We start from the raw sequence: 15461 nt of genomic DNA on the forward strand, positions 1-15461 counted from the left end.
ACAACACAGGAGACAAGAGATGAGGAACCTTCGCAAACGCGCCCTGCTGGGTGCTTTGGCCGCCGCCGCGGCGCTCGCGTTGCCCGGCGCCTGGGCCCAGACCTGGCCCAGCCGCAGCGTGAGCATCATCGTGCCGTTCCCCGCGGGCGGAACTACCGACGTGCTGGCACGGGCGCTGGGGCAGGAGCTCTCCAAAACCCTAGGCCAGCCCGTGGTGGTGGAGAACAAGCCCGGCGCCGGCGCCACGCTGGGCGCTGACTATGTGGCCAAGGCCAAGGCGGACGGCTACACGCTGCTCATGGGTGCTGTGCACCACACCATCGCCACCAGCGTGTACCGCAAGCTGGGCTACGACTTTGAAAAGGACTTCGCTCCCATCACTACCGTGGCCCTGGTGCCCAATGTGCTGGTGGTGAATCCGCAGGTACCTGCCAAGACGGTGCAGGAACTGCTGGCACAGGCCAAGGCGCAGCCCGGCAAGCTCACCTACGGCTCTAACGGCACGGGCACGGGACAACACCTGATCGGCGCGCAATTCGAAGGCATGGGCGGCGTGCAGCTGCTGCACGTGCCCTACAAGGGCAGCGGCCCGCTGACCACCGACCTGCTGGGCGGGCAGATCAGCATGTCGTTCGACACCGTCACGCCGGTGCTGCCGCACATCAAGGCCGGCAAGCTGCGCGCGCTGGCCGTGACCACGGCCAAGCGCTCGGTGGCACTGCCCGACGTGCCCACGCTGGAGGAGGCGGGCCTCCCGGGCTTCGACATGGGGACGTGGTTCGGCATGCTGGCGCCAGCGGGCACGCCCAAGGGCATCGTGGCGCGGCTGAACGCCGACATGGTGAAGATCATCCAGTCGCCCGAGTTCCGTAAGAAGATGGACGACATCGGCGCAGATCCCATCGCCAACACGCCCGAGCAGATGGCGCGTCAGATCAAGGACGATACGGCGCGCTTTGCGCGACTGGTCAAGGAAGCCAAGGTTTCGCTGGATGGACGGTAGGGCTTGTGCCGGCCGCGTGCTTTGGATAATGCGCGGCGGAGACAACGACCCATGACCATGACTGACCCAGACCCCTTGCGCGACCCTCAGGCCTTCCTGCTGCACCTCTACCGCGTGGCGGTGCAGCGCGCCCAGCCCTTGCACAGCATGGCGCAGCATCTGCCGCCGCCACCCAAGGGGCGCACCGTGGTGCTGGGCGCGGGCAAGGCGGGTGCCTCCATGGCGCAGGCGCTGGAGGCGCTGTGGCCGCAGGACGCGCCGCTGTCCGGGCTGGTGGTCACGCGCTACGGCCACATACCGCCGCGGCCCGAGGGGCTGGCGCAGCGCCTGGGAGTCGTCGAGGCCGCGCACCCCGTGCCCGACGCGGCGGGCCTGGCTGCGGCCGAGGGCATCCTGGCGCTGACCCGCGGGCTGACCGAAGACGACCTGGTGCTGTGTCTCATCTCGGGCGGTGGCTCGGCGCTGCTCACGCTGCCGGCCGAAGGCATCACGCTGGAGGAGAAGCAACGCATCAACCGCGCACTGCTGGAAAGCGGCGCGGCCATCGGCGAGATGAACTGCGTGCGCAAGCACCTCTCGCGCATCAAGGGCGGTCGCCTGGCGGCAGCCTGCGCGCCGGCGCGCGTCGTCACGCTGACCATCAGCGATGTGCCGGGGGACGACCCCTCCGTGATCGCCAGCGGCCCCACGGTCCCCGACGCCAGCACCTGCGCTGACGCGCTGGACATCCTGGCGCGCTACCGCATCGACATTCCCGCCGCCGTGCACGCAGCGCTGCAGGCCGGTGCGCTGGAAACCCCCAAGCCCGGCGATGTCCGCTTTGCCGGCCATGCGGTGCACATGATCGCGACACCCCAGCAGTCGCTGCAGGCAGCGGCGGATGCGGCGCGCGCGGCGGGGGTGGCGGCGTACATCCTGTCCGACGAGATGGAGGGCGAGTCGCGCGAGGTGGGCAAGGTGCACGCCGCGCTGGCGCGTGCGGTGGCGCGCCACGGCCAGCCGTTTGCGCGGCCGTGCGTGATCCTTTCGGGCGGCGAGACCACGGTCACCGTGCGCCCGCGCGCCCCGGGCGCGCCGAAGGGGCGCGGCGGCCGCGCGGGCGAGTTCTGCATGGGCCTGGCGCAGGCGCTGCAGGGGCAGGAAGGGGTGTGGGCGCTGGCGGCCGATACCGACGGCATCGACGGCGTGGAAGACAATGCCGGCGCACGCGTGGCACCCGACACGCTGGCGCGCGCGGCGGCGCGGGGCGCACGCATCGGCGACCATCTGGACCGCAACGACGCCTACGGCTACTTCGAGCGGCTGGGCGATCTGGTCGTCACCGGGCCCACGCACACCAATGTGAACGACTTCCGCGCGCTACTTGTTTTGTAGCTTGCCACGCCTGCTGTTGCTGGATTTCTGATGCAAATGCATCTGAATGCGGCTTCTATCAAGCGCTGGCTGCTCACTTTTTTGATCTGCTGGCGCGGGCGCGCCCTGCCTGAGTACGCGCGGCCTGCCGGCTGTTCCCCATCAGGCGATCCGCGCGGGAACTGTCCTGGATGGCGCACCACAGGACGTGGCGTTTATCGCGTACAAAAGTTGTATACACTTTGTTCGTGGGGACGGGGAGCGTATCACTTGCCTGCCCATTCGCCAGCGCATTCCTCATCACCATCGGCGGGCCGCGGCTTGCCATTGCAGGAGACTTCACCATGGGCCTCAGCACCCACGTTCTTGACACCATGCACGGTTGCCCCGCGGCGGGCATGGTGGTGGCGCTGTATGCCACGCAGGGTGACCAGGCCACGCTGGTCAAGCGCCTGGTACTCAACCCCGATGGGCGCACCGATGCGCCGCTGTTCGACAACGCCAGCCTGCGCACCGGCACCTACCGGCTGACGTTTGATGTGGGGGCGTATTTCAAGGCGAAGGGCGTGATGCTGCCCGAGCCCTCATTCCTGGACCGCGTGAGCCTGGACTTCGGCATCGCCCACGCCGACCAGCATTACCACGTGCCGTTGCTGGTCAGTCCCTGGAGCTATTCCACCTACCGCGGGTCCTGATGCTGCAAGCCCGCGCCGCGTGCCGCGCGGCGCAGGGCAACGCGGAGCCAATTCTTGCGAGTCGCGCATGCCTGCTTTGGGCGGGCTGCGGCGGTGCAGGTGCCCGCAGTCGCTACGGCTATTGCTGTGATTCGCGCCTTGCAAACCAGGGCGCGCGCCATCGCGGGGGCCTGTGCGGCGGCGTCTTAGAGCTGGCCCTCGGTCAGCGTGTCGAGCTGGAAATTCCCGGACTTGTCCCACAGCCAGGTGTCGGTGTAGGTCACGCGCGCCATGCGCGTGGGCACGGGGAAGGGCGCTGCCGCGCGCACCGTGCGTTCGATCTCGGCCACCACGTCGGGCGCATGGCGGGGCGCACGCATCCAGCGCAGCGAAGTCACGCGGCCCGCGCGGTCGATGTCCACCTCCAGCACGCCAATGGCATGCAGCAGCGGCGGCAGCTTGCCCTTGTAGATGCGCGCTGCATTCAGGCCATAAATGTGGCTCGCGGCATCCTGCCGGTAGGCGCGCGGGGTGGCCGCGGACGACGCGCGTGCCGAGCCCTGGGCGGCCGGCACCGGACCGGTGACGCGCGCGTCGCTGCCCGGTAGGCGCGAGTCCTGGGCGGAGGGCGCCTCGGGCCCCGACTTGCAGGCCGAGACGATCGCCGCGACCAATGCCATCACCCCGGCGGGCAGCCACCACGTTCGGCGCGCACGGGATGCACGCTGGGCCGAAGAGGACGGGGCGGAAGGCAGCTGTGGCATGGTGTTTGTCGCTATGCTGTACCGCGGCCACGACCAAGGCGGTGGCGCGCATGAATCAAGCTGGAGGAATCAGCGAGTGAAGGCATTGGACTGCCTGCTGGAGCGTATCAAGACCGCACCCGCCTGCCTGGTGACGGTGGAGTCTACCCAAGGCTCGGCGCCGCGGGAAGCCGGGGCATGGCTGGCGGTGTTCGCGGTGGGCGACGACTTCGTCGGCACCATCGGTGGCGGCCATCTGGAACTGCAGGCGCTGCGCGAATCGCGTGAACGCCTGGCGGAGCACCTGGCTGGCAACCCTTCGCGCATGCCGCTCGTGCGACATGCGCTGGGCCCCAGCCTGGGGCAGTGCTGCGGCGGCGTGGTGCAGTTGCGGTTTGAATGCGTGGGGGCTGCTGACGCGCCGGCCTTGCGCGAGCGCCTGGCGCCGCGGCTGCAGCCGGTGGCGCTTTTCGGCGGCGGCCATGTGGGGCATGCGCTGGCGCGGGTGCTGGCGCCGCTGCCGTTTGCGCTGCATTGGATCGACAGCCGCGATGGCGTGTTCCCCCCGCAGGGGGACGGCGCGTCCGTGGTCTGTGAGCAGTCCGACCCGGTACAGGCGGCCGTGCCGGGTGTGGCACCGCAGTCCTTCGTGCTCATCATGAGCTTCAGCCACGCGGAGGACCTGGACATCGTGGCGGCGTGCCTCGCACGGCAGCGGGCGCGCGGCGATCTGCCGTTCATCGGCCTGATCGGCAGCCGCACCAAGTGGGCCACCTTCCGGCACCGGCTGGCGGCGCGGGGGTTCTCGGATACCGAGCTGGCGCAGGTGACCTGCCCGATCGGCGTGCCCGGAATCGCCGGCAAGCAGCCCGAGGTGATCGCCGTGGCCGTGGCCGCGCAGTTGCTGCAGCGGCTGGCCTGAGATTGCGTATAAAAATGGCTGCTGGCGCTTGTGGAGCGAGCGCCAGCAGCTATTAATACAGGAGTTGCGTGGGTCACGCCAGCGTATAGGCCGTCTTCACCGTCGTGAAGAACTCCTGCGCATAACGGCCCTGTTCCCGCGGGCCGTAGCTGGAGCCCTTGCGCCCGCCGAAGGGCACGTGGTAGTCCACCCCGGCGGTGGGCAGGTTCACCATCACCATGCCCGCCTGTGCATGGCGTTTGAAGTGCGTGGCGTATTTCAGGCTGGTGGTGGCAATGCCGGCGGACAGGCCGAATTCCGTGTCATTCGCCACGGCCAGGGCTTCGTCGTAGTCGCGCACGCGGATCACGCTGGCCACGGGGCCGAACACCTCTTCGCGGTTGATGCGCATCGCCGGCGCCGTGTCCACGAACAGCGCGGGCGCCATGAAGAAGCCTTCGTTGCCGCTGCCCGTGTGGCAGGCCACGCGCAGGCCGCCGGCCGCCAGCACGCCGCCCTCGGCCTTGGCGATCTCCACGTACGACAGGTCTTGCTCCAGCTGCGCCTGGCTCACCACAGGGCCCACGTCGGTGCCCGTGGCCAGCGCATCGCCCACTTTGATTTTCGCCATGCGTGCCTGCAGCGCCTCGATGAACTTCGGGTAGATGCCCTGGGTGACGATCAGGCGGCTGGACGCCGTGCAGCGCTGGCCCGTGGAATAGAACGCGCTCTGTGCGGACAGCTCCACCGCCTGCGCGAGGTCGGCATCGTCCAGCACCACCTGCGGATTCTTGCCGCCCATCTCCAGCTGCACCTTCTTGCCGTTCTGCACGCACGCCTGGGCGATGCCGCGGCCCACGCCGACCGATCCGGTGAAGCTGATGGCGGCCACGCCGGGGTGCTGCACCAGCGCCTCGCCGATCACGCGCCCGCGGCCCATCACCAGGTTGAACACGCCGGCGGGGATGCCCGAGCGGTGGATGATCTCGGCCAGCGCCCACGCACTGCCGGGCACCAGGTCGGCGGGCTTCAACACCACGCAGTTGCCGAACGCCAGGGCCGGCGCGATCTTCCAGGCGGGGATGGCCATGGGGAAGTTCCACGGCGTGATCAGACCCACGACGCCGATGGGCTCGCGCGTGACCTCCACGCCGATGCCGGGGCGCACCGAGGGCACGGTCTCGCCCGCCAGGCGCAGGCATTCGCCGGCGAAAAACTTGAAGATCTGCCCGGCTCGGGCGACTTCGCCGATGCCTTCTGCGCGGGTCTTGCCTTCCTCGCGCGCCAGCAGTGCGCCCAGCTCCTCGCGCCGCGCGAGGATTTCATTGCCGATCTTGTCCAGCGCGTCGTGGCGCGCCTGGATGCCCGACGTACTCCATGCGGGGAAGGCAGCGGTGGCGGCCGCCACGGCGGCGTCCACGTGCGAGGCGTCGCCCTGGGCGTATTCGCCCACCACATCGGCCAGGTTGCTGGGATTGGTGTTGGGCGCGGCCTGGGACGTGGAAACCCATTCGCCGTTGATGAGCAAGCCATGGGGGGAGGAAGCAGACATGGGAATCCTTGGGAAGTGTGTGGACAGAGAAAAGGAGAGGCGGGCACGGCCGTGAAGGCGCGCCATTTGAAATATTGGAACACTAATATATTAGTGCACGAATGCGAGAATCCACGTATGCCCATACTGACCAAGTTCCGCCTTGACCGTTCGCGCCTGGCCGCCCCGCAGGTCTTCGAAAGCCTGCGCGAGGCCATTCTGACGCTGGAGCTGGTGCCCGGCGCGATGCTGGTGCGCAGCGACCTGGCCGGGCAATTCGGCGTGAGCCAGACGCCCATCCGCGAGGCGCTGCTGCGCCTGGAAGAGGAGGGCCTGGTGGAAGTCTTTCCCCAGCACGCCACGCTGGTCAGCCGCATCGACGTGGCGGCTGCGCGCGAAGCGCACTTCCTGCGCCGCTCCATCGAGCTGGAGATCGTGCGCACGCTGGCGCTGCAGCCGCCCCCCGGCCTGGTGGTGCAATTGCAGGCGCAGTGCGCACTGCAGGAATCGCTGGCGGCCGCGCAGCGTTATGACGACTTTCTGGGGGCGGACCATGGCTTTCACCGCCTGATGTATGAGGCGGCCGGCGTCATGGGCCTGTGGGCGTTGGTGCGCCGCTACTCCGGCCATGTGGATCGCTTGCGCCGCCTGCACCTGCCCACTGCAGGCAAGACGGGCGTCATCATGCGCCAGCACCGGGCCATCCTCGACGCCATTGACCGGCAGAACGCTCCCGCGGCCCAGGAGGCGTTGCGCGAGCACCTGTCGGGCACGCTCAGCGCGGTGGACGATGTATGCGCCCAGCATCCGGATTACATCCTGCAGGGTTAGGGACAATCCCTGGGCCATTCCAGCGGCCGTTGCCAAAAAAGTGCATACACTTCCTGTTCACAAAACGGGTCGCAGCGGTGCCCCGGCAGCTTCCTGCCACGGTGCGCGGCCCCTCTTTTTCTGCTCAGAGCGCCCGCAGTGGTGAGCAGCTTGCAGGCGGCCCGCCGGGCCGCCAAGGTTGAAACACGATGGAAAGCTACTTCCTCGACTGGGCCAATCTGCTGCTGCGCTGGCTGCACGTCATCACTGCCATCGCCTGGGTGGGCTCCTCGTTCTACTTCGTCTTTCTGGACAGCAGCCTCACGCCGCCGGTCGACGAGGACCTGAAGCGCCAGGGCGTGAACGGCGAGCTTTGGGCTGTGCATGGCGGGGGCTTCTACCACCCGGTCAAGTTCAACGTGGCGCCCCCGAAGCTGCCGGACCATCTGCACTGGTTCTTCTGGGAGAGCTACACCACCTGGCTCAGCGGCTTTGCGCTGCTCACGGTTTCGTATCTGTGGAACGCGGGCATCTACCTGGTGCATCCGGCCGACCCGCTCATGTCGCCCGCCATGGCCATCGCGGCGGCACTGGCCTTTCTGGTGGTGTTCTGGCTGCTGTACGACGGCATCTGCCGCGTGTTCGGCCAGAAGGCCAACGGCGATGCCACCGTGGGGGCGCTGGTGCTGGTCCTGGTGTGCATCGCCGCGTGGCTGGCCTGCCGCATCTTTCCCGGCCAGGCGGCTTTCCTGCTGATGGGCGCAATGCTCGCCACCTCGATGAGTGCCAACGTGTTCTTCTGGATCATTCCCGGCCAGCGCAAGGTGGTGGCGGCACTGAAGGCCGGCCAGCCGGTGGACCCGGTGCATGGCAAGCGCGGCAAGCAGCGCAGCGTGCACAACACATACTTCACGTTGCCGGTGCTGTTCGCCATGCTCTCCAACCACTACGGCTGGCTCTACAACCATGGGCAGAACTGGCTGGTACTGATCCTCATGATGTTCGCAGGCGCGGCCATTCGCCAGTTCTTCGTGATGCGCCACGGCTACAAGCTGGGCCGCAACGGCCATCCCTGGCCGTATGCGGCCGTGGGCGTGGTGGTGCTGCTGGGCGTGGTGGTATGGCTCAAGCCGGCTGCGCCGGCCGTGTCCGCCGCCGCGCCGGCCGCAGCAGGCTACGAACAACTGCACGCCGTCATACAAAAACACTGCGTGGTGTGCCACAGCGCCAACACCATTGCGCAGAAGAACGTGAAGTTCGACACCCCGCAGGACGTGAAGAGCCACGCGCAGCAGATCTACCAACAGGTGGTGCAGCTGCGCAAGATGCCATTTGGCAACCCGGGCGCACTGTCCGACGAAGAGCGCGAAACCTTCAAACGCTGGTACGAGAACGGCGCCAGCATCGCGCCCTGACGCCCCACCGGTATTGCGGGCATCATCCGGGGCCATGCACCTTTACCGATCTGCGCTCCTGCGCTTTGCCGACGACGGCACGGCCCTGTACGAAGAAGACGGCCTGTTGGCCACCGCGCCCGATGACCGGGGCGTGCAGCGCGTGCACGCCGCCGGCGCGTGGCGCGCGCTGGCGCCCCTCTATCTTCCTCAGGCCTCGCAGCCGGTGACCCACTGGCCCGGCCGCATCATTGCACCGGGCTTCGTGGACATGCATGTGCACTACCCGCAGCTGGACGTGATCGGCTCGCCCGCCGAAGGCCTGCTGCCCTGGCTGGAGAACTACACCTTCCCGCACGAGTCGCGATTCGCCGATGGCGGCTACGCCGTCGGGGTGGCGGGCTTCTTCCTGGATGAGTTGCAGCGCAACGGCGTGACCACGGCGCTCACCTTCGCCACCTCGCATCCGGGCTCGGTGGATGCGCTGATGGCGCAAGCCCAGGCGCGGCGGCTGCGCCTGATCGCCGGCAAGGTGCTGCAAGACCGCCACTCGCCCGACGGCGTGCGCGACGCGACCGAGCAGTCGCTGATCGACACCGAGGCGCTGATCCAGCGCTGGCACGGCAAGGGGCGGCTAGGCTATGCGATCACGCCGCGTTTTGCCCCCACCAGCACGCCGCAGCAGCTGAGCGGCGCGGGTGCTCTGGCCGCGCGCTACCCCGACGTATGGGTGCAGTCCCATGTGGCGGAGAACCAGCAGGAGATCCGCTGGGCGCAGGAGCTGTTCCCCGGCGCGCGCAGCTACCTGGATGTGTATGCCCGAGCCGGCCTGCTGCGTGAGCGCGCGGTGTACGCGCATTGCATCCATTTCGACGACGAGGACCGCGCCGCCATGCGCGAGAGCGGCGCGGTGGCTGCCGTGTGCCCCACGAGCAACCTGTTCCTGGGCAGTGGCCAGTTTGACTTTGCGGGCGCGGACCGCATGGGCTTCGGCTACGGCTTGGCCAGCGACGTGGGCGGCGGCACCAGCTTCAGCCCTTTTCACACGATGCTGGCCGCGTACTACGTGGGCCGGGAGGGGCAGACCAAGACGGGACTGAGCCTGGCGCCGCAACGGCTGTGGTGGCTGCATACCGCCGGCGCCGCGCGGGCGTTGGGGTTGGATGGCGTGGTGGGCAACCTGCAGCCGGGTTGCGAAGCCGACTTCGTGGTGCTGAATCCTGCAGCGACCCCGCTGCTCGCGCGGCGCACGGCGGGCGCCGCCCACCTGGACGAACTGCTGTTCGCGATGATCGTGCTCGGCGACGACCGTTTGATCGAGCGCACAGTCATTGCATGAAATATTTGCCTCTGACGCTTATGTATCAAGCGCCAGCAGCTATCATTTAAGTAGCTTTCATTCGCCTAGAATACGCGCCAGGAGTACCCCATGAGCATCAAGAGCGACAAATGGATCCGCCGCATGGCCGAGCAGCGCGGCATGATCGAGCCGTTCGAGCCCGGCCAGATCCGGCAGCAGGACGGGCGCAAGATCATCAGCTACGGCACCAGCAGCTACGGCTACGACATCCGCTGCGCGCGCGAATTCAAGGTCTTTACCAACATCCACAGCACCGTGGTGGACCCGAAGAACTTCGACGAAAAGAGCTTCGTGGACTTCGAGGGCGACTACTGCATCATCCCGCCCAACAGCTTCGCGCTTGCGCGCACCGTGGAGTACTTCCGCATCCCGCGCGATGTGCTCACCGTCTGCCTGGGCAAGAGCACCTATGCGCGCTGCGGCATCATCGTCAACGTCACGCCGTTCGAGCCCGAGTGGGAAGGCTACGTGACGCTGGAGTTCTCCAACACCACGCCGCTGCCCGCCAAGATCTACGCGGGCGAGGGCTGCGCGCAGGTGCTTTTCTTCCAGGGTGACGAGGAATGTGCCGTGAGCTACAAGGACCGCAACGGCAAATACCAGGGCCAGCACGGGGTGACGCTGCCCAAGGCCTGAAGGACCTGCCTGAAGGACCGCGGCCTGGACCGTGGGGTGCGCGCCGACTCCTGCGCCGGCGCTTGCCGCCGTCCTACACGCAGGCTGGCCCTGCGCCGGTGGTACGGCTGCGTGGCGCTGCCTAGGATGGCTGCAGTGTTTCAGGAGTACTGCATGTCCCGCCCCATCCATGATCCCGCCTCCCCCGCTGCGCCACGGCCATGGGATCCGCCCGTGAAATCTGCGCCCACGCCCAGCCTCTGGATGTGGCTGGGTGCCGCCATCGTCATCCTTGCGCAGTTGTGGGTGCTGCAGGCGGTGGTGGAACGCCACACGCACCAAGCCCACGAACGGATGGCGAAGTACGTCAACCACACGCTGCAGCCGCGCCCGTCGCCGGACATGTTGCTGGCCGCGCAGTAGTGCGCGGCGCGAAATCCCGAGGGTGCCGCCGCGGGCGTAACATCGGCGGCTGGTGCGTCGTACACGCAGGAGATCACCCATGAGATGGGAAGGCAATCGCGAATCGGACAACGTGGAAGACCGGCGCAGCGGCGGCGGGGGCGGCTTCATCGGCGGACGCTCGATCGGCATTGGCACCATCGTTGTGGCGCTCATCGGCTGGGGTGTGTTTGGCATCAACCCGCTGACCACCATCGGCGTACTGTCGGGCGGGGGCGCGCCGCAGGTCCAACAGGGGCCGGCCCAGCGTCCGCCGCAGGGCGACCGTGAGGCCGCCTTCGTCTCTACCGTCCTGGCGTCCACGGAGGATGTGTGGGCGCAGGTGTTCCAGCAGGGTGGGGCGCAGTACCGCCAGCCAAAGCTGGTGCTCTACCGCGGCGCCACGCCCACGGCCTGTGGCACGGGGCAGAGCGCGATGGGACCGTTTTACTGCCCTGGGGACCAGAAGGTGTACCTGGACATGGATTTCTTCGACACCATGAGTCGCCAGCTGGGTGCGCCAGGCGAATTTGCCCGCGCCTACGTGATCGCGCACGAGGTCGGCCACCATGTGCAGACCCTGCTGGGCACCACCGGCAAGGTGGACGGCATGCGCGGGCGCGTGAGCCAGCGCGAGCAGAACGCGCTGTCGGTTCGGCTGGAACTGCAGGCCGACTGTTACGCCGGCATTTGGGCCCACCATTCGCAACAGGCCAAGAACTGGCTGGAGCAGGGCGACATCGAATCCGCGGTGAACGCCGCCGAGCAGATCGGTGACGACGCGCTGCAGCGCCAGCAGACCGGCACCGTGCGGCCCGATGCCTTCACCCACGGCTCCAGCGCGCAGCGCGTGCGGTGGTTCACGCAGGGGTTCAAGACCGGCAGTGTGCAAGGCTGCAACACTTTCAATGCACAGTCGCTTTGACACCGTGAACGCGCGCTAAGCCGTCGTTTTCGCGCCAAGCAGGAGGCGCCCCCGTACAGGTCGTTGACGGCCTTGTTGGCCTTCGCCGCTGCTGCAATGCGACAATAGCGGCTTCATGACACAACCCTATTCCACTCTTGCGCTGGCCGAGCCGCTCAAGCGCGCCGTAGCCGAGATGGGCTACGAGAACATGACGCCGATCCAGGCGCAGGCGATCCCTGTCGTGCTGACCGGCAAGGACGTGATGGGTGCGGCGCAAACCGGCACCGGCAAGACGGCGGCCTTTTCGCTGCCGTTGCTGCAGCGCCTGCTCAAGCACGAGAACAGTTCAGCCTCCCCTGCGCGCCACCCTGTGCGCGCGCTCGTGCTGCTGCCCACGCGCGAGCTGGCGGACCAGGTGGCGCAGCAGATCGCGCTGTACGCCAAGTACACCAAGCTGCGCAGCACGGTGGTGTTTGGCGGCATGGACATGAAGCCGCAGACCATCGAGCTGAAAAAGGGCGTCGAGGTGCTGGTGGCCACGCCCGGCCGTCTGCTGGACCATATCGAGGCCAAGAACGCAGTGCTCAATCAGGTCGAGTACGTGGTGCTGGACGAGGCCGACCGCATGCTGGACATTGGCTTCCTGCCCGACCTGCAGCGCATCCTCTCCTACCTGCCCAAGCAGCGCACCACGCTGCTGTTCTCCGCCACCTTCTCGCCCGAGATCAAGCGCCTGGCCGGCAGCTATCTGCAGGACCCGATCACCATCGAGGTCGCGCGCCCCAACGAGACCGCCTCCACCGTGGAGCAGCGCTTCTTCGCGGTAGACGGCGACGACAAGCGCCGCGCCATCCGCCATGTGCTGAACGAGCGCGGCCTCAAGCAGGCCTTCATCTTCGTGAACAGCAAGCTGGGCTGCGCGCGCCTGGCCCGCAGCCTGGAGCGCGACGGCCTCAAGACCGCCGCGCTGCATGGCGACAAGAGCCAGGACGAGCGACTGAAGGCGCTGGAAGCCTTCAAGAACGGCGAGGTGGACCTGCTGGTCTGCACCGACGTGGCGGCGCGGGGCCTGGACATCAAGGACGTGCCCGCGGTGTTCAACTACGACGTGCCCTTCAATGCAGAGGACTATGTGCACCGCATCGGCCGTACGGGCCGCGCCGGCGCATCGGGTCTGGCCGTCACGCTGGTGGCCAGCAGCGATACCCGCCTGGTGGCGGATATCGAGAAGCTCATCAAGAAGAAGATCGAGCTGGAACCGCTGGAATTGCAGGAAGATCGTCCGCGGGGCCGCTACAACGACGGCCGCCGCGCCTGGGGCGGCGACGATTCGGGCGAGGGCGCTCCAGCCGCTTCCCGCAGCCGCGAGCGCAGCGCGTACCGCTCCGCGCCTGCGGCGTCTCGCGATCCGTTCTTCGACAAGCCCTACGAGGCCGGCACCTCGGCCGGTGCGTCGGCGAGCTGGGAGGTGGCCCCCAAGGCATCGCCCGCGCGTGGCGGCATCTCCGCCAACATCAAGCCCAAGCGCAAATTACCCGCCTTGTTCAAGGCGCCGCAGGCCTCTACGGCCGAGCCATCAACCCACTGAAAACACAGGCCGCCGTTCAGCGGCCTTTTCAATAAAAAGTGCCCCTGGCGCTTTCGGAATAAGCGCTGGTAGCTATGTTTTTAATAGCTAATGCTAGGGGTGATTGTGCCCGCCAGGGCCCGCCAACTGCGCGATCAGGGGGGCATCCACGGCGCCAAAGGCGAGCACTGTGCCGCCGCGCTGTGCGGCAAAGGCCTGTGCGGCCTCCCGTGTCGAGAACGCGGGCAGATTGCCGGCGCGCATCGGCCCCCGCGCCGACGAGCCGTGCACGTAATAGGCAGACAGCGCGTCCGTCCAGCGGGCGCCGCCCGCGGCCGCTGGCCGCGTGGTGTCGGTGACGTAGTGCGCCATGATGTCCCGTGCACTGCGGCCGGGGCTGTAGCGGGCCACGTCCTGCAGGTACATGAACAGCGACAGGGGCGAGTCGAAAAACTGTGCGTCGCCATTGCGAAAGATGACCTGCGCCGCCCAGTCGGGCGAACGGGCGGGGAACATGCCACACACGGGACAGCGCGCATCCACCGGAATGGGGCGCGCTGCCGTGGGCGGCAGGCCCGACGCGGGGTCGTACGGCGTCGGGGGTGCGACGATGCACACGTCCGGCTCCAGGGCGGGAGCCGGCTGGGGCCGCAGCGCGCTGCGCAGGCCCGGAACGCCCCAGAGCCCGCCAGCCGCGGCTGCAAACGCCAGCGTGCCCGCAACCAGCATGCGCCTGCGGCGTGGCTGGTGCGGCGGAGGACTCAGCGTGGATGCAGACATGGTGCAAGGGCTGTTACATGCGGGTGTCGTGCAGCGCACCGCCGCTCAGGTCCACCATGTCGAGCTTGATGTCCGCAAAGCGCAGCACCTTGCCGCCATGTTCACCGGCGAACTTGGCCGCATCGGCCTCCTGCGCGAAGCTGGCGATGGTGGGGCCCATGGAGCCATGCCGCTTGCTGCCCAGCACGTAGACGGCGGTCTTGGCGTCGATCCAGTGGCCCTTGGGTTCGTTCCAGTCGGCCTTGCCCATGTCCTGCACGTACACGGCGCGCACTGCACGCACTTGTTCGCCGGCGAGCAGGGTGTTGAACAGCTCGATGGTGTCGCAGAAGAAGGAGGGCTTTTCCTGGCCCGCGTAGTGGATCTGCGCCTTGGGGCCGGGGTAGTCTGCAAGCAGCATGCCGTCGAGCTCGCAACTTGTGGAACGGTCGATCTCCACGGGCGCAAGGGACTGCTGTTCGGCTGCCTTGTCGCCGCAGCCAGCCAGCAGGCTGCTGGTGGCCAGCGCCGTGAAGGCGGCCATGCCCAGTGCACGGCGACGGGTGATGCAGGAACAGGTCATGGCTTGAATCTCCAGTTGGCGATGGCGAGCGGCAGGGCGATCCACGCCAGCATCACGCCACCCATGATTGCGGGGCTACCCAGCGACGAGGGAACGACGCTGGCGAGCCCGTAGAGCGTGCGCACGTCTTCGAGCGAGAACACATTGAGAATGCGGAACACGTCGGCCGGGTTCAGCAGCAGCAGCCAGGCGAACGCATCGCCCGCGAACTGCCCGCCCGTGGCCACCAGCAGGCCCAGCAGCAGCAAATCGAACACCAGCACGAAGAAGAACCAGGTGGCGATGGCCAGACCCGAGGCGCGCGTGCGATCGCGTGCCAGCACTGACAGCATCACTGCCAGGCTCAGGAATGCGAGGCCCAGCAATACCGAGCTGATCATGAAGCCGCCGTAGTGGAACAGGGCCTTGGCGCTCATGTGGCGCCACAGCAGCACTGCCACCAGCCCGAAGCCCGCCAGGGTGGAGAGCGCCAGCGCAGCCGCCAAGCCCAGGTATTTGCCCAGCAGCAATTCCAGCCGGGTAATGGGCAGGGCCAGCAGCAGATCAAGCGAGCCGCGCTCGCGCTCGCCCACGATGGCATCGAACCCCAGCAACAGCGCAATCAGCGGGATGAGGTAGATGACCAGGCTGACGAGGCTGGCGATGGTGAACTCGATGGAGCGAAAGCCCACCGTGCCCTGCTGCGCGCCGCCGAAGTAGGCGATGACGAGTGAGAACACGGTGAAGACGAGGGCCACCGCAAGCACCCAGCGATTGCGCATGCGATCGCGGAATTCCTTGGCGGCGATGGTGAAGATCTGGGTCAGTTCCATGGGGCGTC

At 67.6% G+C, this 15461-nt stretch carries 16 protein-coding genes; 11 read left to right on the forward strand and 5 right to left on the reverse strand.

Features of this window, described 5'->3' with window-relative positions; translation table 11 throughout:
• The first annotated feature begins 19 nt into the window (after positions 1-19).
• From PCQ86_RS06190 to uraH, 3 genes are all read left to right on the forward strand, one after another.
• Positions 20-1003, forward strand: a complete 984-nt coding sequence (locus PCQ86_RS06190; protein WP_270175099.1) for a tripartite tricarboxylate transporter substrate binding protein — start codon at positions 20-22, stop codon at positions 1001-1003.
• Between the two features lie 51 nt (positions 1004-1054).
• Complete coding sequence (locus PCQ86_RS06195) at positions 1055-2377, forward strand: glycerate kinase type-2 family protein (RefSeq protein ID WP_270175100.1); 1323 nt, start codon at positions 1055-1057, stop codon at positions 2375-2377.
• Positions 2378-2700: 323 nt separating this feature from the next.
• Positions 2701-3051 (forward strand): hydroxyisourate hydrolase, encoded by a 351-nt coding sequence (gene uraH / locus PCQ86_RS06200; RefSeq protein ID WP_011804556.1) that lies wholly within the window; start codon positions 2701-2703, stop codon positions 3049-3051.
• Between the two features lie 185 nt (positions 3052-3236).
• Here the strand turns inward: uraH and PCQ86_RS06205 are convergent, their stop codons facing one another.
• Positions 3237-3710, reverse strand: a complete 474-nt coding sequence (locus PCQ86_RS06205) for a hypothetical protein (protein ID WP_015912752.1) — start codon at positions 3708-3710, stop codon at positions 3237-3239.
• 160 nt (positions 3711-3870) lie between these two features.
• On the opposite strand from PCQ86_RS06205, the gene xdhC reads away from it, so the two are divergent.
• On the forward strand, positions 3871-4695 hold the full coding sequence (gene xdhC, locus PCQ86_RS06210; RefSeq protein WP_270175101.1) for a xanthine dehydrogenase accessory protein XdhC: 825 nt from the start codon (positions 3871-3873) through the stop codon (positions 4693-4695).
• 73 nt (positions 4696-4768) lie between these two features.
• Here the strand turns inward: xdhC and PCQ86_RS06215 are convergent, their stop codons facing one another.
• Positions 4769-6226 (reverse strand): aldehyde dehydrogenase family protein, encoded by a 1458-nt coding sequence (locus PCQ86_RS06215; protein ID WP_270175102.1) that lies wholly within the window; start codon positions 6224-6226, stop codon positions 4769-4771.
• Positions 6227-6343: 117 nt separating this feature from the next.
• Here PCQ86_RS06215 and PCQ86_RS06220 point away from each other — a divergent pair, with 117 nt between their 5' ends.
• The 7 genes from PCQ86_RS06220 to PCQ86_RS06250 all read left to right on the forward strand — a co-directional run bounded on the left by PCQ86_RS06220 (position 6344) and on the right by PCQ86_RS06250 (position 13320).
• Complete coding sequence (locus PCQ86_RS06220; protein ID WP_041835929.1) at positions 6344-7036, forward strand: GntR family transcriptional regulator; 693 nt, start codon at positions 6344-6346, stop codon at positions 7034-7036.
• A 188-nt stretch (positions 7037-7224) separates the two neighbouring features.
• Entirely contained in the window at positions 7225-8430 is a 1206-nt protein-coding gene (locus tag PCQ86_RS06225) for a urate hydroxylase PuuD (protein ID WP_270175103.1), read from the forward strand.
• A gap of 34 nt (positions 8431-8464) precedes the next feature.
• On the forward strand, positions 8465-9748 hold the full coding sequence (gene guaD, locus PCQ86_RS06230) for a guanine deaminase (protein WP_270175104.1): 1284 nt from the start codon (positions 8465-8467) through the stop codon (positions 9746-9748).
• Between the two features lie 90 nt (positions 9749-9838).
• Positions 9839-10405, forward strand: a complete 567-nt coding sequence (gene dcd, locus PCQ86_RS06235) for a dCTP deaminase (protein ID WP_270175105.1) — start codon at positions 9839-9841, stop codon at positions 10403-10405.
• A gap of 213 nt (positions 10406-10618) precedes the next feature.
• On the forward strand, positions 10619-10807 hold the full coding sequence (locus PCQ86_RS06240) for a hypothetical protein (protein WP_157497437.1): 189 nt from the start codon (positions 10619-10621) through the stop codon (positions 10805-10807).
• A 79-nt stretch (positions 10808-10886) separates the two neighbouring features.
• Positions 10887-11750, forward strand: a complete 864-nt coding sequence (gene ypfJ, locus PCQ86_RS06245) for a KPN_02809 family neutral zinc metallopeptidase (RefSeq protein WP_011804564.1) — start codon at positions 10887-10889, stop codon at positions 11748-11750.
• Between the two features lie 115 nt (positions 11751-11865).
• The gene (locus PCQ86_RS06250; RefSeq protein ID WP_270175106.1) at positions 11866-13320 is read left to right on the forward strand and encodes a DEAD/DEAH box helicase; all 1455 of its coding nucleotides are present in this window, start codon (positions 11866-11868) and stop codon (positions 13318-13320) included.
• A gap of 93 nt (positions 13321-13413) precedes the next feature.
• Here the strand turns inward: PCQ86_RS06250 and PCQ86_RS06255 are convergent, their stop codons facing one another.
• The 3 genes from PCQ86_RS06255 to PCQ86_RS06265 all read right to left on the reverse strand — a co-directional run bounded on the left by PCQ86_RS06255 (position 13414) and on the right by PCQ86_RS06265 (position 15453).
• On the reverse strand, positions 13414-14028 hold the full coding sequence (locus PCQ86_RS06255; protein WP_047350833.1) for a nitrous oxide reductase accessory protein NosL: 615 nt from the start codon (positions 14026-14028) through the stop codon (positions 13414-13416).
• Between the two features lie 64 nt (positions 14029-14092).
• Positions 14093-14641: a nitrous oxide reductase accessory protein NosL gene (locus PCQ86_RS06260; protein ID WP_011804567.1), complete on the reverse strand. Its 549-nt coding sequence runs from the start codon at positions 14639-14641 to the stop codon at positions 14093-14095.
• A complete protein-coding gene (locus tag PCQ86_RS06265) occupies positions 14638-15453 on the reverse strand; it encodes an ABC transporter permease (protein ID WP_135149100.1) in 816 nt (271 codons plus the stop codon). The genes PCQ86_RS06260 and PCQ86_RS06265 overlap by 4 nt, the downstream gene beginning before the upstream one ends.
• Between the last annotated feature and the right edge of the window lie 8 nt (positions 15454-15461).

Source organism: Diaphorobacter sp. ED-3 (genome assembly GCF_027625375.1).
GTDB classification, from domain to species: Bacteria; Pseudomonadota; Gammaproteobacteria; order Burkholderiales; family Burkholderiaceae_C; genus Diaphorobacter; species Diaphorobacter nitroreducens.